Annotated in this window: 23 protein-coding genes and 1 pseudogene; 5 read left to right on the top strand and 19 right to left on the bottom strand. The window is 29.6% G+C overall.

Translation table 11 applies throughout. The features are described 5' to 3' along the window. Positions 1 to 227: 227 nt before the first annotated feature. The 10 genes and pseudogenes from ACE193_RS09375 to ACE193_RS09330 form a co-directional block, all read right to left on the bottom strand. Positions 228 to 1046 carry a hypothetical protein gene (locus ACE193_RS09375; RefSeq protein ID WP_375562723.1) on the bottom strand — a complete coding sequence of 273 codons (819 nt, stop codon included), beginning with the start codon at positions 1044 to 1046 and terminating at the stop codon, positions 228 to 230. Further along, positions 1007 to 1840: a MarR family transcriptional regulator gene (locus ACE193_RS09370; protein ID WP_375562722.1), complete on the bottom strand. Its 834-nt coding sequence runs from the start codon at positions 1838 to 1840 to the stop codon at positions 1007 to 1009. Before ACE193_RS09370 ends, ACE193_RS09375 begins: the two co-directional genes overlap by 40 nt. Further along, entirely contained in the window at positions 1833 to 3620 is a 1788-nt protein-coding gene (locus tag ACE193_RS09365; RefSeq protein ID WP_375562721.1) for a type IV secretory system conjugative DNA transfer family protein, read from the bottom strand. The genes ACE193_RS09370 and ACE193_RS09365 overlap by 8 nt, the downstream gene beginning before the upstream one ends. A 370-nt stretch (positions 3621 to 3990) precedes the next feature. Then, positions 3991 to 4620, bottom strand: a complete 630-nt coding sequence (locus tag ACE193_RS09360; protein ID WP_375562720.1) for a hypothetical protein — start codon at positions 4618 to 4620, stop codon at positions 3991 to 3993. Further along, positions 4613 to 5611, bottom strand: a complete 999-nt coding sequence (locus tag ACE193_RS09355; protein WP_375562719.1) for a cyclic GMP-AMP synthase DncV-like nucleotidyltransferase — start codon at positions 5609 to 5611, stop codon at positions 4613 to 4615. The genes ACE193_RS09360 and ACE193_RS09355 overlap by 8 nt, the downstream gene beginning before the upstream one ends. Positions 5612 to 5613: 2 nt before the next feature. Further along, the gene (locus ACE193_RS09350) at positions 5614 to 6261 is read right to left on the bottom strand and encodes a hypothetical protein (protein ID WP_375562718.1); all 648 of its coding nucleotides are present in this window, start codon (positions 6259 to 6261) and stop codon (positions 5614 to 5616) included. Positions 6262 to 6511: 250 nt separating this feature from the next. Then, entirely contained in the window at positions 6512 to 6736 is a 225-nt protein-coding gene (locus ACE193_RS09345; RefSeq protein WP_375562717.1) for a hypothetical protein, read from the bottom strand. A gap of 227 nt (positions 6737 to 6963) precedes the next feature. Further along, entirely contained in the window at positions 6964 to 7284 is a 321-nt protein-coding gene (locus ACE193_RS09340; protein WP_375562716.1) for a hypothetical protein, read from the bottom strand. 288 nt (positions 7285 to 7572) lie between these two features. Then, a complete protein-coding gene (locus ACE193_RS09335) occupies positions 7573 to 7692 on the bottom strand; it encodes a hypothetical protein (protein ID WP_375563353.1) in 120 nt (39 codons plus the stop codon). Positions 7693 to 7716: 24 nt separating this feature from the next. After that, positions 7717 to 8160 (bottom strand): annotated as a pseudogene (locus ACE193_RS09330) (replication initiation protein); the annotation flags it as partial. Positions 8161 to 9147: 987 nt separating this feature from the next. Between ACE193_RS09330 and ACE193_RS09325 the strand changes: the two are divergent. The 5 genes from ACE193_RS09325 to ACE193_RS09305 all read left to right on the top strand — a co-directional run bounded on the left by ACE193_RS09325 (position 9148) and on the right by ACE193_RS09305 (position 13246). After that, positions 9148 to 9780 carry a hypothetical protein gene (locus tag ACE193_RS09325; RefSeq protein ID WP_375562715.1) on the top strand — a complete coding sequence of 211 codons (633 nt, stop codon included), beginning with the start codon at positions 9148 to 9150 and terminating at the stop codon, positions 9778 to 9780. Positions 9781 to 9861: 81 nt separating this feature from the next. After that, positions 9862 to 10887, top strand: coding sequence for a hypothetical protein (locus ACE193_RS09320; RefSeq protein WP_375562714.1), 1026 nt, complete (start codon positions 9862 to 9864; stop codon positions 10885 to 10887). Between the two features lie 133 nt (positions 10888 to 11020). After that, a complete protein-coding gene (locus ACE193_RS09315; protein ID WP_375562713.1) occupies positions 11021 to 11629 on the top strand; it encodes a non-canonical purine NTP pyrophosphatase in 609 nt (202 codons plus the stop codon). A gap of 4 nt (positions 11630 to 11633) precedes the next feature. Further along, positions 11634 to 12239: an AAA family ATPase gene (locus ACE193_RS09310; RefSeq protein WP_375562712.1), complete on the top strand. Its 606-nt coding sequence runs from the start codon at positions 11634 to 11636 to the stop codon at positions 12237 to 12239. A gap of 35 nt (positions 12240 to 12274) precedes the next feature. Next, the gene (locus tag ACE193_RS09305) at positions 12275 to 13246 is read left to right on the top strand and encodes a thymidylate synthase (protein WP_375562711.1); all 972 of its coding nucleotides are present in this window, start codon (positions 12275 to 12277) and stop codon (positions 13244 to 13246) included. A gap of 45 nt (positions 13247 to 13291) precedes the next feature. Here ACE193_RS09305 and ACE193_RS09300 read toward each other — a convergent pair whose 3' ends face one another. The 9 genes from ACE193_RS09300 to ACE193_RS09260 form a co-directional block, all read right to left on the bottom strand. Further along, positions 13292 to 13606: a hypothetical protein gene (locus ACE193_RS09300; RefSeq protein WP_375562710.1), complete on the bottom strand. Its 315-nt coding sequence runs from the start codon at positions 13604 to 13606 to the stop codon at positions 13292 to 13294. Between the two features lie 87 nt (positions 13607 to 13693). Beyond that, entirely contained in the window at positions 13694 to 14923 is a 1230-nt protein-coding gene (locus ACE193_RS09295) for a tyrosine-type recombinase/integrase (protein WP_375562709.1), read from the bottom strand. 443 nt (positions 14924 to 15366) lie between these two features. Beyond that, the gene (locus ACE193_RS09290; protein ID WP_375562708.1) at positions 15367 to 16122 is read right to left on the bottom strand and encodes an SDR family NAD(P)-dependent oxidoreductase; all 756 of its coding nucleotides are present in this window, start codon (positions 16120 to 16122) and stop codon (positions 15367 to 15369) included. Positions 16123 to 16212: 90 nt separating this feature from the next. Next, entirely contained in the window at positions 16213 to 17097 is an 885-nt protein-coding gene (locus ACE193_RS09285; RefSeq protein ID WP_338812305.1) for a helix-turn-helix domain-containing protein, read from the bottom strand. Between the two features lie 135 nt (positions 17098 to 17232). Continuing rightward, on the bottom strand, positions 17233 to 17853 hold the full coding sequence (gene def, locus ACE193_RS09280; protein WP_375562707.1) for a peptide deformylase: 621 nt from the start codon (positions 17851 to 17853) through the stop codon (positions 17233 to 17235). 69 nt (positions 17854 to 17922) lie between these two features. Beyond that, positions 17923 to 19044 carry a transposase gene (locus ACE193_RS09275; protein ID WP_375559008.1) on the bottom strand — a complete coding sequence of 374 codons (1122 nt, stop codon included), beginning with the start codon at positions 19042 to 19044 and terminating at the stop codon, positions 17923 to 17925. Between the two features lie 268 nt (positions 19045 to 19312). Continuing rightward, positions 19313 to 20362, bottom strand: coding sequence for an outer membrane beta-barrel protein (locus ACE193_RS09270; RefSeq protein WP_375562706.1), 1050 nt, complete (start codon positions 20360 to 20362; stop codon positions 19313 to 19315). Next, the gene (locus ACE193_RS09265; protein WP_375562705.1) at positions 20343 to 21338 is read right to left on the bottom strand and encodes a hypothetical protein; all 996 of its coding nucleotides are present in this window, start codon (positions 21336 to 21338) and stop codon (positions 20343 to 20345) included. Before ACE193_RS09265 ends, ACE193_RS09270 begins: the two co-directional genes overlap by 20 nt. Positions 21339 to 21420: 82 nt before the next feature. Continuing rightward, on the bottom strand, positions 21421 to 22035 hold the full coding sequence (locus ACE193_RS09260) for an RNA polymerase sigma factor (protein WP_375562704.1): 615 nt from the start codon (positions 22033 to 22035) through the stop codon (positions 21421 to 21423). Positions 22036 to 22496: the final 461 nt, after the last annotated feature.

Here is a 22496-nt window from a genome sequence, read left to right as displayed (position 1 = left end):
AGACAAAAATACCTTTTATTTTGATAAAATAGTATTGTCTTTAAATTTAATTACGTTTTTTTTTAGAAAAACTCTCTAAATATAGTTTATAAGCCGTTTTTAGCTCACTAGCTAGTTTTAATTTTTCTAGTTTTATTTCGCTGAATAACTCTGGTGTAAAAATAGTGTAAAAAATAATGAAGCATGAAGGTAGCAATATCTAGTTTAAAAGGCAAGTCAATAGAATTTTAATTATAATCTCCACCTCTTCTTTGAGCTTCTAAACTTTCTGAAAAGAAATTATCATAGTATAATTTTCTTCTTCTGCTCTCGTCTTTCTCTTTGTTGGCTATTTGCTTTTGCATAATATCCTCCTTTAACTTTAGTTGTTTCAAACGCTCTGTTACCTCTAACATTTGATTTGAGTTATTAGGTTGTTGGCTTTCCCTTAAACTAATGCGCTCTTCCTCCAAATAAAGCCTTTCCTGCTTTATTTTCTGTTTCTCTTCTTGTTGGTCTAAATCGATTTCTCTAAGACGAACTAAATAGTTTCTGTTCTCTAGTTCTGAATTTACTTTGTCTAGTTTCTCTTGCTCCTTTTTTAGTCTTGCTTCTAATCTTCTTTGATAAGAAAGCATTAATGAAGGTGTCTTTTTAGTTATCTTTAGCATTTCTATTTTGTCCTCTTCCCACTTGTCCGTTTTTTTGGCTACTTCATCGGTTCTGAAAAGTATATTTCTACCTCTAATTATCAGTACCATAAACTGACCAAAACTAGCCAAACCTAATAGAAAAAAAGAACTTATAGCATATCCAAAAAATAAGATAGGCACTACTAACCCTCCTGTAATTTTTCTAGTAAGGCTCGTTTCTCTTTTGAAAAAATAATCTCGTATTTCTCGTATCTGTGGTAATGCTCTTAGCACAAAACGAACTTGTAATTTACTGAGCCACGCCATTCCAGATAGAAATTCTCCACTTAGAACGAAACGAGTAAATGCTTTACTAACTGTTGATGTGATGCGCTTCAAATAATGGTTTGCTCTTGTCCAGAAAAGTCTTGCCATTGGTTTATTAATTTAGAATGATGTACGTCTTCAATCGGTTTAAAAAATAAATGTTCCTTCATATGAAAAAAATAATCGTCTTTTTCTATTCTTTCCATTAATGCCTTCATCATCGATGGATATTCAAAAACACACAACAAACGATAAGGCTGTTCAAATTCATAATGCTGATTAACAGAACCTGCTTGCATTGCTTCAAAATGCTTTTTGATTTGCTTTAAATTCTTCAATGTATCTTTTCCATTACAGACCTCTAAAAGATACAATTCTTTCTTTAAATCTCCTAACTCTATCATAAATACTACATCTGGAATAACATAGCTTGTACCTACTTCTATTCTTGTTTTTGCTCTTAAATTCTTTCCAGTTCTGTTATTTCCTGTCTTATCAAAATAAGTATCAAAGAAAAGTAGATGTGAACCGTTTGTTTTTGTCCACTTATTCAAATGAATATGAAAATCTATTGTACTTCTTCTGTGAAAATAATCTTTGAAAAATAAGTTAGCTCTTCCTATTGGTATTCTAATCTCCTCCTCTTCCATTCCTAAGCCTTCCATAATTAGCTTTTTGCCTTTTGTAGTGAGGTAATTAACATTTTCCACTCTACCAATTTTAGGCGTAAATCCATATGAAATACTTTGCAAAAGTTTCAACTGTCTAAGTTCTTTTACTTTTTTGCTTACATTTCTTTTGTCGCTCATAATACCTATTTCTACCAGTTGCGAAACAGTAAGATATTTGTATTTGGCTAAACTAAGTAATATTCGTTCTTGGGAATGGCTAAGTCTATTCATTTTCTTCTTTATTTTGAGTAAAACCAAATTTTGGTTTCGGACTGTTTTTTGGAATCGGTTCTTTTTTGGTTTCAATAGGAATAACTACATTTTGCTCTTCACTATCTGCCTTCTGACGATTTTCTTCTTGCTCATTTTCTATTATTATTGTTCTCGTAATTGGATTAGTCTCTTCTACTTTATCTTTGTAGTGTCTAAATAAATAATTCTTTAGATTCTCTTTTTCAAAATCTCTAAGCTGATATGACCGATGTGTAAGGTGGTTTGTTGTTTTGATAGAAAAGGCTTTGTTACTTCCTACTTTTGAGAAAAATGTATATTGTTCTAACTTTTGAAGTTTCTCTAGTTTTACTTCCATTTCTCTAGCAAAAACAGATAATGTAAGTGGAGAGTTACGACCTACAAACTTGATATGTGTATTTCCTAACATAATTTCTTTAAGTTTTTTGTTGTCTATTTGTGCTAGGTTTTGATTTGCTGCTATAAGATGCAAACCGTATTTTCTTGTTTCTGCTAAAATCTTTTCAATACTTATCGTCAAATAATTATGAAATTCATCGATAAAAAGATAGGTAGGTGTTCTAAATTCTTTAGGTTGGTAAGCTCTTTTTAGGGCTGCACTTGTGAGTTGTGCAATGATAAATTTACCGTATATACTTGAAATCTCTGTTCCCATTTTTCCTTGTGCCAAATTGAAAAAAATTACTTTTTCGCTATTGATAGCTTTTCTAAGTGAAAATGTGCTTTTACCATTTATGAGGTCGTGGAATATCTTGTGATTAAGTAGGCTTTGTATTCTCGTATAAACAGACTGTTTTGTAATTCTGTAATCTGTTTTCTGAAACGCATTTTTGAAAAAAGTTTGATGGCTAGGGTTTGGACTTTGCAAACCTTTTTCTATTAAATCAAGATTATGTTTGTCGTCCATAAAACGCTGTAATTCTGACAAACTTCCTGTATTACTTCTTAATAAAACTGCAATGCAAGGCGTTAGAATTGCTTCCATCTGCAAAGAAAGCGCACTAGGAATTAATTCTTTAAAAACGTTTACTAGCTCTTGGGTTAAAAGGTCTATATTGTCTTCGCTTTTATCGTGTGTTTCAAATGGATTGAGCGTAGCTATTTTATTTCTGTCTAAATAAGGGTCTATATAAATTATCCTATCTTTTTGCTCTCCTACTATTTGTAATTTCAAAATCTCCTCTGCTAAATCTCCGTGTGGGTCTATCAAAACCAAAGACCCTTTTTGCTTTTTAATGAGCTGATAAAATAGATTTTTGAGTAATTCAGATTTGCCCACTCCTGTCATTCCTGTAATGTAGGTATTTTGTTGGAAGTCTTTTATTCGTACAGGAATGCGAAGTGGGCGAAAGAAAAAGCTTGCCACAGGAATCTGATTGAATTCCACCATCAATTTAATATATCCTTCTTCATCGGCTGTATAATGTTGGATAAAAAATTCGTGTGCTTCTTTATCTCGTATAAGTAAAAATTCAAATATTTTGAAAGCACTAATTTCAAAATCTTCTCTAGGGGAATGATTGAAAATATCTATAAACTCTTCGTAAGAAAATAGACGAACATCCCACAATCTTAATTGTAATTCGTCGTCGTCTTCTGTCTCTAATTGTTCATCTACATTTTGTGTCCACTTCTTCAAAATCTCAAAAGTATCTTCTATATCACGAGCATATCCAACCCCTATGTCTATCGTTTCTGGGTCTTGGTAATGTGTACCTAAAATAGTATAAAATAGCGTTTTGAAATCCTTCCAATTCATAATTTTGTGGACTTGTCAAAGTTAGTAATCTTTTTAGTGAATGCAATTCATAGATGTACTCATTTGTGATACGTTTTACCTATGATTTGCTCTACTCATTTAATATACGACAAGGTAGGTGCTTAAGTTACTGTAATTCAATAATTTATACCATATTGTTGTATTCAATAATATCTACTTCTACCTATTTGTCTCCCTTCGCTCAATAAATAGGTAGAAGTAGATATTTCGCTATTCCTTTTTTTCTTTTTCCACGAGCGAACCGAAAGGCAAAAAACCAAAAATTCAAAATAAATTCAACTTCTTTTCTGAATTGAAAAATGAAATAAATTATCAATATTTTTATTCTCTCAAAATAAAAATTAGCCACTCATAACTTTTGGTTATGAATGGCTAATTTCTTTAAAAACTTGAAATATTCTTGAAGTGTGGATTTAGAAATTTTCCTTAAATCTTTGAACCCTTTTAAATGATTTTTGCAAATTTTAATTTTCAAATTACTACCACAGAAACATTTATCATTCGGACGTATTTTAAAATTTTTAGATGCTAAAAAGACAAGTCTTGTGATAACATCTATTCTTTCTATATTTAGTATTTCTTTTAAAGAATCTATAATTGCACTAATGTAATTATGTGAAAACTCACCAAACTTATATTCCTTATTTATTTCAAAATATGAATTATTTTGCAAATAAGGAATTAAGATTATTTCAGCAAAATCTACTAAACTTTTTACTTGAGTGGCTAAAAGAATTTCAATATATACTTGGGTAGTAAAACATAAAGTGTCATCTTTATTGATATGCCTATCTACTTTTCTTGGTATTCTTTCGTTTGTTTCCCAAACTCTAGGAAATGATGTAGGAAAATTTGTAATATCTATTTTAATAAAATATTTATCTTCATTTCCTACTTCTAAAAAACCTTCTATTATCCCCTCTTCAACAAGTGATAAACTAGGATATTTCTGTAATACACCTTCTATATTTTTATCCATTTTTAGCAAAAGGTTTAGGTTTGAATGGTGTGCTAATTAGCTTTTTAGAAAGTTCATCAGATTTCTGTTTATCATCTATATCAGGTGCAGTAGGAAATCTATCTCCAAACTCTTTTCGCATTATTTCACTCGCTTTTTTTCTATTACTCTCTTCATCTGCTTTTTCACAAGCGTTTACTAACTTATTCAAGTTATCCAAAAAATTTTCTCTCCTCGTCTGAGAATAATCAGCAAAAATATCTTCTATTGGTGCAGTAGGTCTTTCGCATTTAAAACCATTAACTTTATTCAACTCTTCATTTATTTTGCTAACTGTTTCTCTAAATGCTTCGTCGTCGTTATCACATTCTACATAGTTGTTTGAAGCAAGTATAGTTAGTTCAAATCCACTTGGTAACTTTAAGTTTGTATTACAATTCTCTCTATAATTTTTCCAAGCCTTTAGATACCGAACTATTCTTTCAAGTTGTTTATTTTTCAAATTATTAAACCACTCAAAAAATGCTTTAGGGTCGCTTTCTGTCCAACCTTTACTTCTGTGTGCTAATTCTATTTTATCTCCATCCTTGTAATATATAGGTAAATCTATATGCCTACCATTTGAAAAAACAACCCTTACACACGTTGTTTTTCTTACAGGTGGTATAGAAGTATGGTCTTTAACAGCTTCACATACCCAGTTATGCCACGTATCTATATTTTGTATGTTATCTTCGTTTTCATTCTCTATAAAATAGATACCGTAGTCTAAATCATACTTTAGTTTTTTTTCTTCTCCCTCGTATTGTGGAATAGGATTGATAGTTGTATTCATCTCAGAAGAACCTTGTCCCCAAAATTTTGGTTGTAGCTCATTCTTTTTGTTCTCTTTGAACCACTCTTTGATTTTCTTCTTGAGTGAATCACGACTACTCATTAAATCATCTTTTCTTGCAGAAGTTAATTTAATTTTTTTATTAAATTCGGTAAATTGTTGGTTCAATACTGCCATTTTTAAAAAGGTGGGTTATGTTTATTATTTATATATTTAAGGTCTGTAAATTGTCCTCTTGTTTGTGGCATACGGTTAGTATAATATTTGCCTTTCAAACGCTTTTTCTCATCTCCATCAAAAACAACTTCTATTATTTCTGTTCCATAATGAGGGGGATATTTTAGCTTTTCATTACCTTCATTTTCATAAGTATATGTTATAATAAAGGTATCATCTTCTTTTCGCTTGATTAAAACTTCACGACTTATAGAAGGAGAAGATTCTTCTCCATTTTTTTTAAATGTAAATGACCTAATTGTTATAGTAGAACCAGTTTGATGTATAATTTTAGTATGTTGTAACTTGCCTGTCTTAGTTTTTCCGTTTTCATCTCTATATTCATACTCTAAGTAACCTTCATAAGTTCCATTAAAATCTTTTATCCAAAGTAAGTATGAAAAGGGTTTAATTTTCCATAACCATCTATTTACTACATATAGAAATGGTATAATTATAGGCTGAATAGATAAAGTTATTGCCATATCAAGCCAGTTCTGAAAACCAAATTTTGATAATAAAGATATTACTCCTAATTGAATAATAAATGGTGTTATTATCAAATAAAGGAGAGATTTAGGATAATAGTAGTTAAAATAGTTTTGATTCATTACATTTATTTTATGTTAGTCTTTCCACGTAACGAACCTTATTACAATTTAGTTTCATTTATTTCAAATTATTTTAGCAAAATGCTATTTTCACAACCTATTTTAAAAACCTTGTCTATAATACCTTGCAATTCTCTATAAAATCAATATGATATATTCATAGGTATCTGCTTAAAAAGCGAATGCCATAGAGACCTTCATTTGAGTCTCCAGATTCCTGCTCTCCTTCGTGTGAGTAGGCGATTTTTTTTTAAATGAAATTTTTAATTTTCTTTTTCAAGAGTTGCAAAAAATTAGAGTGCAAAACAGAATTAGATTTTTCCTTAATTAGTCTTTTAGTAGAAATAACTTTGAAACGATTTAGGATAAATGCACTTGGATTTGAAAGTCCGTATTGAGTAGGGTTTTTAATGAGAAGTTTATAAACCCTATGTTCTTCTTTGTATTTTGTTGTGATAGGTAGAATAAGAACCATTCAACGACCTACTTTTTTGTTTAGAATCAAGCCTACTCTTCTAAAATTTCATTCTTTTCATTTTGATTGTTCGTTACCTATATTCATTCACTCATAATATCGCCAAAGTTGTCATTCACGAACTGAAAGTATAGAATCATCGCTTTTTTCTATTTTTTGTTTTTGCTTGTCTCGCAAATCAAAATCTGCTTTTGTTTTTTCCATTCAAACAAAGTCTAAAATAAAATTTAATCGTCTTCGGATAGGAATTTTTTAGCCAAAAAATTCTGTCGTAATATTTTCTTTCCTCGTGGGCGTTCGCTTAGTTGTTGCAAATGAGGTTTTGAAATATGAGCTTTAAACTCCTCTTCCAAACTATTTTTTTCATCTTCTGAAAGTGCTTTTTCTATCTGAATAATTAGCTGTTCTTTTTCTTCTTGTGCTTTCTGTTTATCTTTTTCACTCTGTTTCTGTTCTTCTATCTCTGCTTCTTTTCTCTGTTGCTTTTTGTTTCTTTCTATTTTGACTTCTTCATCAAAAAGGCTTTTTTCGTGCTTTCCTTCTATCAAAGTCTTGAAAGTGTAAGCTCCTAATTTTTCTATTTCTCCTGTCTTATATTTCTTAGCTATTTCTCAAAGGATTTTTTCCAAATGAAGTAAATCATTCTCATATTTTTTTAGCACCTCACGGACTTGTCTAGGGGTAAGCAAAAATTTTGCGCTTAAATCATTTTGTACAACGGTCTGAACTGGGTTTTGAGTACCCTCTTTCTCTTTCCTTTGAATATAGAACACCAACTTATTTACTCTCCTACCCTTTTTGATTTCTTTAAAGGTAAATGAAATATCACAATAAGCTCAAACTTCTTTCTGCGCTCTCTTTAAAATATACCTTTTAAAATCAGCGTATGATTTATACTTTTTTTCTACCTTTAGAATACTTTTTAGCTCTGTAAGTTCAAAAGTTCTTTTCCCTATCGTTTCGTACTGTTTGAGTAATTCATAGATTCTAATACTGGAAAATGATTTTATTCTAACGATATTGTGAAGATTATACTGTGTAAATCTCTCTTTAAGTTCTAATAAATACGCTCTTATTTCTTCATAAAACTGAATTTCTACATAGCCTTCTCCGTCGTGGTAAACAGAAGGTCAGAATAATTGACACATCAAAACAGATTTATCTTCTCCTCTTGGTATTTCTACAATCTTTTTCATTAGACTTTTAACGGTTGCTTTCACTCTTTTGTATTCCTGCTTAGATTGTGTATTTACAAGCTGTTTAAAATCCTTTACATAGATTCTATATTTGGTATTTGATTCATCTTTTGGCTGTATTTTAGAAACGGCTAATAAAAATACCTTCATTTCTAAAAGAGAAAAATCATATTTTGCATTAATTAAATAATTATGCTTTACGACTAACTGCTGTGTGGCTTTTTCCATTGTGGCAAAATAAGCTAAACACCAAAAATCTAAGGAAAAATTATAGGAATACAAGTTTAAAATATGAAAGGAAAATATTTATTTCCATACTTGCTTTTTTTCTTGCCCTATTTCTCTCATAGTTATACCCTATAAGTTTCCATCTTAAACCCTAAGTTGTTCCACTTTTGACCCTAAATTTCTCATACTTGACCCTATAAGTTTCCATCTTTAAGTCTGAAACACTAGGTCTGAACTGGTCTTTAAGCTGCGTAAAATATATAAAATAGTAAAATAAAAAAAGACAACGTTGTTTTTCTTTAGGTTTTCAGAAAGAGTAGATAGACTAAAATTAGTGTAAGAGCAAAAGCAAGTCCTCCCAAAAGTGCAAAAAATAAAGCTGTTTTTCATTTGAAACGAGCTACTTCCTCCACTTTATCCAAAAATCTATTTTCCAAAGTATCATATTTTTTCTGCAAGTTTTTTCTTTCTGTTTTCTCTTCATTAAACGCAAGTGCATATTTTTGAACTTGTTCGTTTAGATTATTGCTATAATTTTCTAGTTGTTTTTTTTCTTTATTTCGGTTTTGGGTATTTTCCTTGCTTTCTGAACTTTCTGCAACCCTTTCCGAAAGATTTCAGAAATTTCAATTTGGCTTTTCTATACTATTTTCTTGTATTTCTTCTGAATTATTTTGTATTTCTTTCTGAATATTTGGAAATATTTCTGAATCTTTCGGAAAGGTATTGCCAAGTGATTTTGCATACTCTAAAAATGGTGCAAACTCTAGGTAAGTCCTACCATTTCTTTGTTCTTCTTTGAATTTACCTTTTAGTTTTTTTCTGTAATTATAGATTGTCCTTTCGGAAACTCATAGTTTTTGAGCTATTTGGTGGGGGAGTAGGTGCATTCTAAATGGACTTTTTATAAAAAAAAACTAAAGATAGATAAATTAGGTTTATTTGTTTTCAGTAGCTAATTTAGCATTTCAAATAAAAAAATCAAGAATGGAAAATATTATTGTAAGAGAAAAAGGAGCTTCTTCTGAAATTCTGAAAGATAAGTATAATTTAGATTTAGAAGGAATCCAAAAATGGCTACAAAGGAAAACTATATTGAGTTCTAGTGATACGCTAATTTCGTTTACTGACCTAAATGATTGGCATAGAAAGGGAGCAGAAACTTATTTTACATCTTTTCAAATAAAATATAGAAATGTTTATGATATAATTAAAGAAAAACAAATAGTTATTAAGGCAATAATAACACTACCACCAGAGAAACATTTGCAAGACTGGAGTAACAGAAGAAAATTATTACAAGAAAATGGACTAAATATTTCTAATTGGTATTTTTACGGTCAAGGTGTTATCATAGAAGATTTTTACCCTAATGACTATAAAAGTACAAAAGATTTTAGAGAGCTTATTATTATGGCTGATACTTTAGACAAGCTAGGTTTTAATACAATTAACTTTCTTAATGATGTAAGATGTAATAGTTTAGGAAGACCACATTATATAGATTTTGGTTATGACTTAGGAGAGTTTTCTTACTTTAGAAAAGATGTAGCTATACAAAGACTAAAAGCAACTTATCCAAACAGAGTAGATGATATAGATAATTTTCTTAACTCATAACTTTTATGGGTTTTCATTCTTTCTTGAAAAATATTGTGTTATATTTGTACATTAAATCAAAAAACACAATAAATACTTAGTATGGAACTTTCAATAGACAAAGAACTAATAACTTCTATAACAGAAGGAGTAAAAAAAGCGCAAGATAGTAGTATAGAATATTTAGAAGTCTTCACAAATAGTGAAGTCTTAGAGGGAGAAAATGAGTTTCTTTTCTTTATAAAACCTGAATTAACTCTATCTTCAGAAGATATAAAAATAGATAAAATATTTGAAATGATTTTTGCCAAAATGCAAGAATTTAATTTGAGCATTAAAAATATTAATATATTATCTGCGAACTATTTAGATAAAAATAATATAATAGCACAACACTATGGAGTTATTAATAGTATAGCTTCTGACGCTAAAAATAATCTTTCTGAGGCAGCTCATAATAAGTTTAAAGAATTATTTGGCAAAGAAGTAAATGATTGTAATGTCTTAGGTGGTATTGAGTTCCTTGAAAAATATGATTTCTTTAATCCTTTATCACTAGAATATCTATGGCAAAACAACAAAAATGTAAAATTGGCAGGAGGTACATATTGTGAGGAAATAAAGATGGATTCAGAAACAGTTTATTTAGTTAATGGTTTTCATCCAAGTCAATTACTTCATTTTACAGAAAAAGGTCGTTCTATTGTAACGTTTACATTAGTTGGCAATACAAATTGGTCGGAGGCACGAAACAATCTTATAGGAGCTACCAATCCTATCAATGCTAAAGAAGGTAGTATAAGAAAAATTTTACTGGAACAAAAAGAACAATTTGGTTTAGACCAAGTTTCTCAAGGAATGAATGGTGTACATCTTTCTGCTGGTGCTTTGGAAGGATTAGTTGAACTAAAACGCTATAATTCTAACTATAATTTGAGTAATGGAGAAAAAAATTATAATAACTTTTCTTTTGGGAAAAAGCTAATTAATACATTTCCCAAAGATAAAGTGGAAACTATTATTTCTAATCCTAATGTAGAATTTGAAGGTAAAAATATTTCGTTATTTGATTTAACAGAAGAAAAAAATTCAGAAGAAAGTATTAGTACTTTGAAAGAGATATTCTAAAAATAATAACTTTAGAAAATAATTAAGAGTGATAATTTGATAGATTTCAAGTTATCACTTTTTTTATCCTTCTTTAGCTTGTTTTTGTTGTAGTGAATTCTTATATTAAAAAAAATTTTACAAAAAAAATAAAATGAAACAGATACTAATAGGAACTGGTAACCCTGCTAAATTTGCTCGCTATAAGAGTGTATTAGAAAGATTTTCAGATATACAAGTTATATCTTTGAAAGACTTAGATAAAGAAGCTCTTCCTATAATTGAAGATGGGGAAACAGCAAAAGAAAATGCTTTGAAAAAAGCGAAGATTTATGCAGATTATACAAAAATACCGACACTTAGTGTTGATGAAGCTCTGTATATAGATGGGCTTCCAGATAATGAACAACCAAGAACTAAGGTAAGACGTTATGAAAGTGATGTTGCATTGACAGACGATGAGATGTTAAATAAATTCCAATCTAAAATATCTAAACTAAAGAATAAAGGAATAACTTGGATTTATGCAATATCGTTAGCCCATCCAGACGGAGAGATTCTATATGAAGAAGTGCATCTAAAGGAAGAAATGACAGATACGCCAAGTTTACCAATAATTGAAGGTTACCCATTAAGTTCTCTTTTGTTTGACCCTAAAAAGAAAAAGACCCAAAGTCAATATAATCAAGATGATTGGAATGAATATCTTACCCCTTTATATAATAAAATACAGTTAATAATTGATAAATTTCTTAAATCATAGTTATATGGCATTTTTAATACCGTTTTCTGGTGCTTCTAATTCGGGTAAAACAACAACCCTTAATAAAATTGCTCAAAAATATTCTGATAACTCTGTAGTAATATTAGATGAGATAATAAGAAGAAACAATAAGCCTTTTGATATTGATACAATAAGAAATGACCCCAACTCATATCTTGAATTTCAGTATGAAATCAACCTTCAAAAAATAGAAGAAGAAAAAGCTCTTTTAAATAAATATAAAAAAACAAACGATATAATATTGATAGATAGAAGTATTATAGACAGTTTGTTTTATTGTACTTTCTACTTAGATAAATCTAACTTATCAGATAATTCTTTGGGAATATATGTTGATATGTTTGAGAAGATAAAAGCTCATATAGATAGTCTTCCATATTTTAAAATATTATTATTCAGTCCAATAAAGAATATAGATTTTGATTCTGGTCTTAGAACAAAAAAACTTAAATACTTTCAAGACTTTGAGTTTTTTTTTATAAAAAAACTAACTTATGGATGTTTTAGTAATGATTTAATATTAGAAATATCTACTAATCAAATACCAACATTTATAGATGATTTTATGACTATATTAAAAATAGAGTAAAATCAATTTCTTCGTTATAAAAATTATTTGTAAAAATGAATACTTTCAATTCTTTTCAAGAGGTTTATTTTTCGTCTTTAAATGAACTTATTAGTAATGGAAAAAAAGTTAGTTCTGTATCAGATACTCGCTCTATAGGTTCTTCCTTTGGTACTAGGAAGAAGGATTTTTATGAAATAAAAGGCTATTCCTTTACTTTATCAAATCCTCTCAATAGATTAATCTTTTCTAAAGAAAGAAAACTTTCTTTAGGTTTCTGTTTTGCTAATTTTATATGGTTACTTTCAGGGAGTAATCTAGTAGAAGATATTAGTATTTATAATAGACAAGGTAATGTTTTTTCAGAAGGTGGTAATTATTATGAAGCAGCTTTTGGAGAAAGAATATTTGGAAAGGGTAATCTATTTTTCTATTTGAAGAAGTTAATAGAAAAAGATAGAAATACTAGACGTGCTATGATTCCTATATTTATTCCCTCAGATTTGGTTAAATTACCTTTAGATACACCCTGTGTATCTAGTATTCAGATAATGATAAGAGATGAAAAGGTTGATTTTTTTCTTCATATGAGGTCTCAATCTGTGGTAACAGTTTTTCCTTATGATATATTTTTATTTTCAATGCTACAAGAAATAATTTCTCTATTATTAGGTATTAAAATAGGAGAATTTCATTATTATTGTAATTCTTTTCATTATTATGAACACGAAAGTGATACATTAAAAAAAATTATTTCAGAGGATATTTCTAACTTAGAAACATTTTGTATGCCTGCTATGTCATTAGATAATAAATTATCTGTTAATGATATTGTTAATTTAGAAAAAACTTTCAAAGATAATATTAATGCTGACATAGAAGATATTTTTAAAAATTTATCTTATGATTTATCTGATTATTGGGTTGAAATATTTAATTTAGTTTATCTAAAGATTCGATTAGAAAAAGGATTAGAGATAGATAGGAGCAAATCTAAATATTTATCATTTGAAAACATTTTTTTATAAAAAAATTAAGCAAGTAGAATAAAATCTACTTGCTTTTTGTTGATTCTAATAATCTTCTGCAAACATAAGAGTAGCATAATTATACTCCTGTGGCTTTTGACCAGACTGTAACTCAGTCTTAGTGGATTCATCTATGAAAAACAGTTTTTCTCCTGTTTCTTCATTTAGATAGACTAATAAATAGTCTATTCCATTTTGTTCTTTCGCAAATTTCAAGGCATTAAATACAATAGCTTGTATAACTTCCTGTTCTAAACCTTCTTGAACGGTAGCTGTCATAAGAATACGACCAGAAAAATGATAATCTCCTGTTTGTACTTCTTGTTCTTTGCGTGTCCATCCAAATTTTGAAATATCCATTTTGTATTACATTTTTGTTTGAAAATTTATTTTCAAGAGTATGTAAATAGAAATGGATATTTCAAGTGATTTGAATCCGAATAAGTGCTACAAATCCATTATAGCATTGTCCAAAACTGTATTTTCAAACTTAGATAAATAGTGTTGTGTAACTGCTAAATCGCTGTGTCCTAAGGCTTCTGAAATAATATCGGTGCTTATTCCTTTGCGTTTTAAAGCCATTGCAGCAGTATGTCTAGCTGTATAAAATGTGATATACTTATGAATCCCTTGTATCAGAGCAATTTGCCTTAAACTTTCATTTATTTCTTTTTGAGTATTTCCTATTTTATTTTTTATCTTGGTTATGGTATTATGTTTCTCTTTTTTCAAGACTGGAAACAGATAGTCCGATTCAGAACTAAAAAGCTCTATAATACCTTGTGTTTCTTTCGTAAGTAATAAGCTAAATGATTTACCAGTTTTTTGTCTGATATATTCCAAACGTGTGCCTTTTATGTTATCGTCTGTTAGCTTTGCTATATCTGTGAAATTCATCCCAAATAATTTGAAAGAAAACATAAAGTAGTACCAAGCCAAAGATAGTTCTGGGTATTTCTTAATATTGAAATTCCTAAACCTATCTAACTCTTCTTTATCTAAGGCTCTAGGTCTTAAATCTGACTTAAATTTTGAAAAATTATATCCGTCCTTTTTGAAAGAATTATTAAAAGGGTTTTTATCTTTTGCAATATGATTGCATCTAATACCTTCATAATACATAGCTCTTAGTATAGCCATACGAGTAAAGACTGTTCCCTTTTTAGAACCTAATGCAAATAATTCAGCTTCTAGCTTTTTTAGAAAAGAATAGTTTATACTTTCAAATTTTAATGGTTTAGGGTGGTAACGCTTTAAGATATTATAAACGTCTTTGTAACCTCTTGAAGTAGATATTTTTCCAAGTTTTTTCTTAGCAGAAATTAGCTCTTCAACAAAGTCATAAAAATTAACTTCTTTTTTCTCTTCCTGTTTTTCTTCTTTTTCTCCTCTAAATACTTTTTTGAAAGTAGGGAAATCAAATCGTTCTCCTTTTCTGACAAAATCATCTACAAGCTCATGAGCAAGTAGTTCTTTTTTACGTAATTCAAGGTTTTTAGCTTTTGCATTAGGATAGCTTTTATTAAACCTTCCTTTCTTTTTATCCCAATCTTTTGGAAAAGCTCTGTAACCTAGTGAAAGACGATAAGGTTTTTCTTCATAAACGTAAAGCATAACTGGCGACTGTCCGTCTGCTAGTTTTTTCTGTGTGTACAAAATAGTTTTGATAGAAGACATCTTGGTGTAAATATAGTGTAAAAAAAATCACTATGTTCTACTTTGACTTATTCAACTCTTTTGACTAAAAAGCACCTTATTTATATCTGAGGGGCATTTTCATATTATACATAAAAAGTAAAAAAACAATAGATTATTTATTTTGATAAAATAATAATCTTAGAAATAGAATTATTGAAAATATCGTTGATAATGACACCAACAACAAAGGATATTCTTATATTCAAATTATAAAAACACTCATTTCAAGGTTACAAGTCAAGTTAGAAATTTTTCTTTTTTAGTTTATTTCTTTTGGAAAAACTAGTTTTTCAATTCAAAAAATCATTGAATCTGTTTAAAGTTTATCAATAGTTTAAATTATACTTTAACTATTGTCAGAATTTACTTTGGTAAAAACTACTGATGAAGTTTTTTGATTGAACATAAAACTTTAAACATTGTTAATTTCTTCCTGCCATAACTCCACCATCAATATCCCAAATAGCTCCTGTAACCCAAGAAGTTTTATCTGTAAGTAAAAAATAAATGGTTTGAGCAATTTCCTCTGGTCTGCCAACTCTTCCAATAGGGTGGAATCCATTAAAACCTTGCAAATTTTCTTCAATTTTATCTTTTTCCATAAATGCACCATAAATAGGTGTCACTACAACAGCAGGTGAAACAGCATTTACTCGTATATTATGATCAGCTAATTCCATTGCTAAGTGTTGTGTGAAACTATGCAAACCTGCTTTTGCCATTGAGTAAGCTGAAGAAGGAGTAGCTTTAATTGCTTGTTTTGCCCACATAGAACCAATATTTACTATAGAGCCTTCTCCATTTTTTGCCATTACTTGAGCTACTGATTGAGTAATAAAGAAAAAGGCTTTATTAAAATTATGATAAATCTCATAATCTTCTTCTTGATGCTCTAAAAATGGCTTTGGACTAAAATAACCTGCTGCATTGACTAAGTATTTTAAGTTTGGATACAGGCTAGAAATAGTTTTTGAAAAACTAGTTACTTTTTCAAAGTCTGATAAATCTAACTCTACACCTTTTACACTTCCTAATTTTGATAATTCTTTGATGGTTTGGTCTAGTTGTTTGTCAGGTCTGCCAATAATGATAACTTCATTTCCATCTTTTAACAATAGTTCTGCTGTACTTCTACCCATTCCTGTTGTTCCACCTACTATAATTGCTTGCTTTGTCATATTTGAATTGATTTAATGGTTAATAATATGACACAAAGTTGAGGCTTTCAGTACAGAGAAAATGGTAAATTAGGGAAAAGGAATGATAAATTACAGAAATTGCTTTTGAAATTCTTTGGGAGTAAGAGAAGAGTGCTTCTTAAAATATTTAGTGAAATAAGTAGCTTCTTCAAACCCTAATTGATATCCAATTTCTTTTATACTCAAATTTGTATTTGAAAGTAAACGTTTGGCTTCTAGTATCTTTCTTTTATGGATAAAATTAGCAGGTGTTTCATGAAGATATTTTTTTGAAATATTTGTCAGTGTTTTATCACTAATTCCTAATGACTCACTAAAATAGGAAACTGTTTTAAACTCATTTTTAGACTCTATAACCATTTTTTTGAAGCGCATTACTAGCTCAAAATTATAATCTATTTTTAAGTCATTCAAATCTATCTCTTGGTCTGACTGTGACCATTTCAGTCTTTCAAGATTTAGTAAAAACACTTGAAAGTAATGATAAATTTGCTCTTTATAACCTCGCTTTTTAGTTTCTATTTCATTAATTAACTTCTTTGTCAGATATTCAAAATCATGTATCTTATCTTCTGAAAGAATTATGAATGGTTGTCCTGACTCATTGAAAATTTTATATTGAATTAGATTAAAAGAGTCTTTTTCTTCTTTATTTAGAAAAAAATCATTAAAATGAAATAGATAACCATCATTTTCAGAATCTTTACAAAAATAATGTACTTGTCCTTCCGAAATGAAAAAAATAGAATTTTTAGGATGTAAATACTCCACATAATCCACAAAATGTTTTCCTTTATTTTTAAACCAAATCACTTGAAAAAAAGTATGCACATGTGGCTTAAAGCAATGTTGTATATTTTTTTCACAATATAGTTTGGAGGCATTAATATCAAGTTGCAATTTAGAATAATTGTCTTTGTGTAAATGATATTTTTTGAGTGGATTCTCATTCATTGACTAGTTTATTGTAGTTTTTAATTTCTTTCTCTAAAATCTTCTTCAATCCTGTAAAGAAAGTCATTAAGGTTCAAGTTTATGTTCAATATGATTATGTTCTAAAGGAAAGCATATTAATTTTAGTAACCGACCTCACTCATTCTTCAAATGGTCTAAATACAATATTCCATCAAGATGGTCTATTTCGTGTTGAAAGATAACAGAAGTAAAACCATCAACGATTTCTTGATGCTGTTTTCCATCTAAAGTTTGGTATTCAATGGTTATTTTGTCTGGACGAATTACTTTTTCTCTACGGTCTGGAATAGAAAGACAGCCTTCCATTGTTTCTTTTACTTCTTCATCGTATTTGATAATTTTTGGATTGATATAAACTTCAAAAGGCATTTCTTCTTCCTCTTTATCAAAACGCTTGACCCAAATAATACGCTTATTGATTCCCACTTGTGGCGCAGCAATTCCTACACCCATCGAACTAGGGTGACGAACGGTTTTGAAAAGTCGGTGTACAAAATAATGAATTGTTGTATCCGTAGGATTAAATTTTACTTCTTGACATTTTTTTCTCAAAAATATAGAATCTTCCTTGTTAGTAATTTTCCAAATACGCATCGCTTGACTAGAATCTTGCTCATAAATCAGCTTTAATTCTTCTTCTGAAAAAAATGAAGTGCTAGAGCTGGAAGGTAGATTCTTACAAGAATTGAGAATAATTAATGCTAACAGAAAAAGGAAAAAGTAATGTGATTTCATTATAATTTAGTGAGTGATTTACATATATGGAAAGGCTATAGATTTATACAGTACTGGACATGTGTTAATTTAGGTTGTATTTTGAGTTTTAGATTTTTGCACTAATTGGGTTATTATTTTTAATATTTTGTCTATAGAAGTAGCATAAAATACTACTTTTCCATATCCGATTCTAAAAACAGACTCGTAAAAGGATTCATTGTCTTTTTTTACTCTTTGTTTTGTTTTTACTCCTTCTAAGATACAGAGTAAAAAAGATGCAATTACTAATGCCATTAGAACACGAATTTTTCTTGGGTTTACCATTCCTAACTCCTCTAAATGAAATCCATTTGTTTTCAAATGTCTAAATAAACACTCTATTTTCCATCTGAGATAATAGATAGCACTAATTTTCTCCTTTGTTAAACGATATTTGTTGGTTAATAAAATGACAAACTTTTCACTTTCTTTTGCTGCTTGAGCATTATAAGAAATCACTATTTTTAGTTTTTTTGCAAAGTCAGTTTCAAATTCTTGGCTTACTAGTTTGCCTGATTTAGCTTTTTTAAGTAAGCTGTGGTATTTTTTAACTTCTAATTGATAATCTCCCTTACAAAGACGAATAATGTAAGTATATCCTTGTTCTTCTAAATACCTAAACCAAACTCTACCTTTATACTCTCTATCAGCTAAAATTGTAAATCTTTTTAAAAAAGGATATAACAATAAAGCCGATGCTAATAAACTTTTACGATGAGCAACAGTAGAACTACCTTTTCGTTCTAAATTGATCCAAAAAATAGGAATAGCCATTTTTCTATAAATAACACTTAAGACCAAAACATGATAGGTATATTCCCCTAATTGCCAAACACTACCATCCATAGCTAGATAGAAAATTTCTTTTTTTATGTCTTTTCTATTCAAAAAAGAGCCTATACTAAAAACTAGAATCAGCTTCCATAGTGTTTTTTGAACATAGACATCCAAAAAATAACGAGTAAGCCGTTTATAATGAGAATCAATTTGAACAGTAGGAGAATTTAAAAAAATACCTACTTGATTTTTTAATTTGTTTAGATTAACAGTTTCTTTTATCAGAATACAGCTAATAAGCAACAAAGTAGCGTGAACATAATGGATAGGAATATCTGAAAATTCCTTTGTATATTTGTTCAGCAGGACGGAATAGAGTTTTTTGGTTTTCACACTTCTAAATTAACTCTTTCTGTCCTTTTTTTGTCAAAAATTTAACTCATGTCCAGTACTATAATAGATTTAAGACACCGAGATTAAAAATAAAGTAAAAACAAAAAATAAGCAACTACGATGTTAGTGTAATTGCTTATTCTTCATTAATTGGAAGAGGGTATTTGTCCGATTGTTTAAATTTATAGCTGGTTTTTTTAATGAGAGTCAAAAGTATGAAGTTAAATTCTACACTTCTGACCTCTGACATTTTACTTCTTACTTTATTCTAAAGTCTTACTCCGAAGCTAAACGCATTGAGTTTTGGTAGATTAGAGTTTTCTGTAAAAAGCGTATTTATGTCATAATTGAAAAAAAGACGAAGCCCACTATCGAACTTATCTTCTCCTATTCCAATTTCTGCTCTTACACCGTATCTCCAATCGTTTAAACGAAAGTTAGAATGCTCTTTATCTTTCTGACGGTCGCCGTTTTCGTGATATACAATTTTGGTATAACTACCTACTCTATATCCTGCATATCCACCAAAAGCTAATTTTAGTCCTCTCTTGTTATTTTCTGCAAAATCTAAATGCACCATCAAAGGTATATTAATGTAAGCAGCCGTTAGTTTTGACTTGTCTAAAGAACTTTCATATTCAGGGAAATCAACTCCATCTCTTGTTTCTAAGGCATAATTGTCTCCCGAAAACATAAAGTTATTCCAAGATGCTTCTAAGCCATATTGTACTAAAAGTGGGCTTTTCTTTCCACCAATTTGAGTCTTAAACATTGTACCAAAGGCAAAATAACGAGAACCCCAAGAGCGTAATTCATACCGTTTCCCTGTTGGTGTTTCTCCAAAATTTCCATTTTGAAAATAATTATTTAAACCAAAATCAATTGGAATTTGATGACGTGTTCTTGTCCAAAAAGTGTTTTTATCATCTTTGTCATCATCTCTTTCGATACGAATTCCTCTTGAACCAATAATGATAGTACGTGTTTTTGTATTTTCTTTTACTTCAAAAGAATCTTCTTTATTTGTTTCAGAATCTATTTCTTCTTCACTTGTCGTTTCAATTTTGCCATTATTTTGATGTGCTTCTTCAAGGTAATTTGCTGTTCTTTCCATAATCAAATTCCAATCAAGATTACGAATTTCTTTTGCATCTTTTTGATTTTGAATATAGACTGTTACTTTGCTGCTATCACCAAAATCAATAAGTACTGTATCAGCTTTTGATTGAGCAGAAGAATTTGATAGAGTAGTGAAAGATAATCCAGCTATCAAAGTAAGTAGAAAGAGTACTTTTAGATTAATCTGCTTGGATTTCATTGTTCTGATTAGATTGATTAGTAGTTGTTTTTTCGGTTGCTTTTTCATTATTCGGAAGTATATTTTGTAAATTAACTTTTTTACCAGATTTCAAATTCCAAACTTCTTTCAAGACTGTTTTTGCTTTATCAAACTGTGAAGGATTTTGATTTGCATCAAAACCTGTTGCTTGACTTGTAGTAGTTGAATAGTCATTATTTCCTACCTTAATTGTAATAGCAACAGTTTGATTATCAATGTTTAATTGATGTGTGTCTGCACTATTGGTTTCTTTTTTCAAAGAAGTAGAGGTAGTCGAACTCTGTACTACAAAATCACTTGCCCATACATTTTGGGAAATATGTGTACTTGGATTAGTGAATGTGTTAGTATTCATTTTCTCCTGTGATTTTTGGTTCTTGATTTTGGTTTGGTCTTTTTCAAGACTGGCTACTGCTCTATCAATATGTTTCTGAGGATTGATTCCTTTTACATGTTGATTTTTAGAAGCAGTATTTTTATTATTAATTGTTGGGGGTATTTGCTTATTAGATGCGATTATTTTCGAAGAGGTTGCGTCTGTATTTTGATTTTCTTCTTTATTTATGAATGAATTTTTATCAGACTCAGACTCAAAATCAGAATTAAGAGAAGCTATGCCTTCTGAACCATTCAAATCATTTGCAATTTCTGTTTGAGAAGAGTTTGCAATCGTATTCGAATTTATATCTACATTATTTGAAGTAGAAGGATTAAAAAAGATAGCCCAAATCAAAAGTGATGCAGCCACACCACTTACAGCCGACCAAAGAGGAAGGTAAGAGCGTTTCGTAATCGATTTTGTAATGGGAGTTGTCTCTCCTTTTTTGTCTGCTAATCCGTGCTGAACTCTTCTCCAAACGTGGTCTTCGGTAGGAACAGTGTGATTTTGTAAAGCTTCTTTGAAAAGAAGGTCTAAATCAGAATCCGAATTAAAATTATTTTTTTGATTGTCCATTATGACGTATATATTTTGAAAAGATTTTTTCAGAACCTTTATGTAAAAGACAAATTTTTTATTGTTGTATTTTTTTTAGCTTTTATAACACAAAACTATTAACAGATTGACTATTCAATGTATCATCTGTATTTGTGTCTATTTGCTCCAACCATTTTTTGAGTAATGCCCTTGCTCTACTTAATTGAGATTTTGAGGTATTTTCAGAAATCCCTAACTCTTCAGCAATTTCTTTGTGTGAAAATCCTTCAATGGCATACATATTAAAAACAGTTCGGTATCCGTCAGGTAATTGTTTGACTAGAGAAAGCAAATCATTTGTTTCTAAAGCTGTTGAGGCAGGATTATTTTTTCCTTTATAGTCTGCATTTTCTATTTCTTCCATAAACACTTTTTTGCGTTTTCGGATAAGACCTAGAGCTTCATTACTCACAATTCTGCGAATCCAACCTTCAAAACTTCCTTCGCCTTTGAAAGAATCCAAGTGTTCGAATACTTTCATAAAAGCAGTAACTAACACATCTTCTGCCTCGTGATGATTGCCTACATAACGCAAAGCGACACCAAACATTTTACCAGAATGCTGTTCATAAAGTTGTTTTTGTGCTTTACTACTACCATTTTTACAGGCTTCTATCAGTTCGCTTTCTGATAATTCTTGAGTAGAGCGTTCTTTATTGCGAAGAAATCCGAACATAAAATTATTTCATAAAAAAGGTTGAATACGTATTTAATCTAACTGTTTCAAGTTGTTGGTAAGACTCCAACAACAGCTATAACAGATATTTAAAAATACGTTGGAGATAAGTTGTTTTTGTTTCTTACTAATTAGATGCAGAATCATTTGGAAAGGTTGCGTGAGGAATATTTTTTTCTAAAAAAAGAGTTTTTAAAATGAATTACGACTTGGTTACGATATTACGATGATGGATTAGTATTGTTTGGTGGGGGGGGGATTTTTTATTTGTGTAGTTTAGCTTTTAATCCATTAGCATAATTAGCATAATCTTTTGAGCCTTTCAAACCTAGTTTTGTGTTGGTTACCACTAACTTGATAGTCTCTATCATTTTATTTGATGAGGTTGATTACTTCGGTTTCTAGTTTGGGTGTGATTTGTGACATAGCTATTTGCATTTGAAAGATTGCTGAAACTGGAA

Source organism: Bernardetia aquimarina, assembly GCF_042180575.1.
Taxonomy (GTDB): domain Bacteria; phylum Bacteroidota; class Bacteroidia; order Cytophagales; family Bernardetiaceae; genus Bernardetia.
This window is presented reverse-complemented; position numbering and strand designations above follow the sequence as displayed.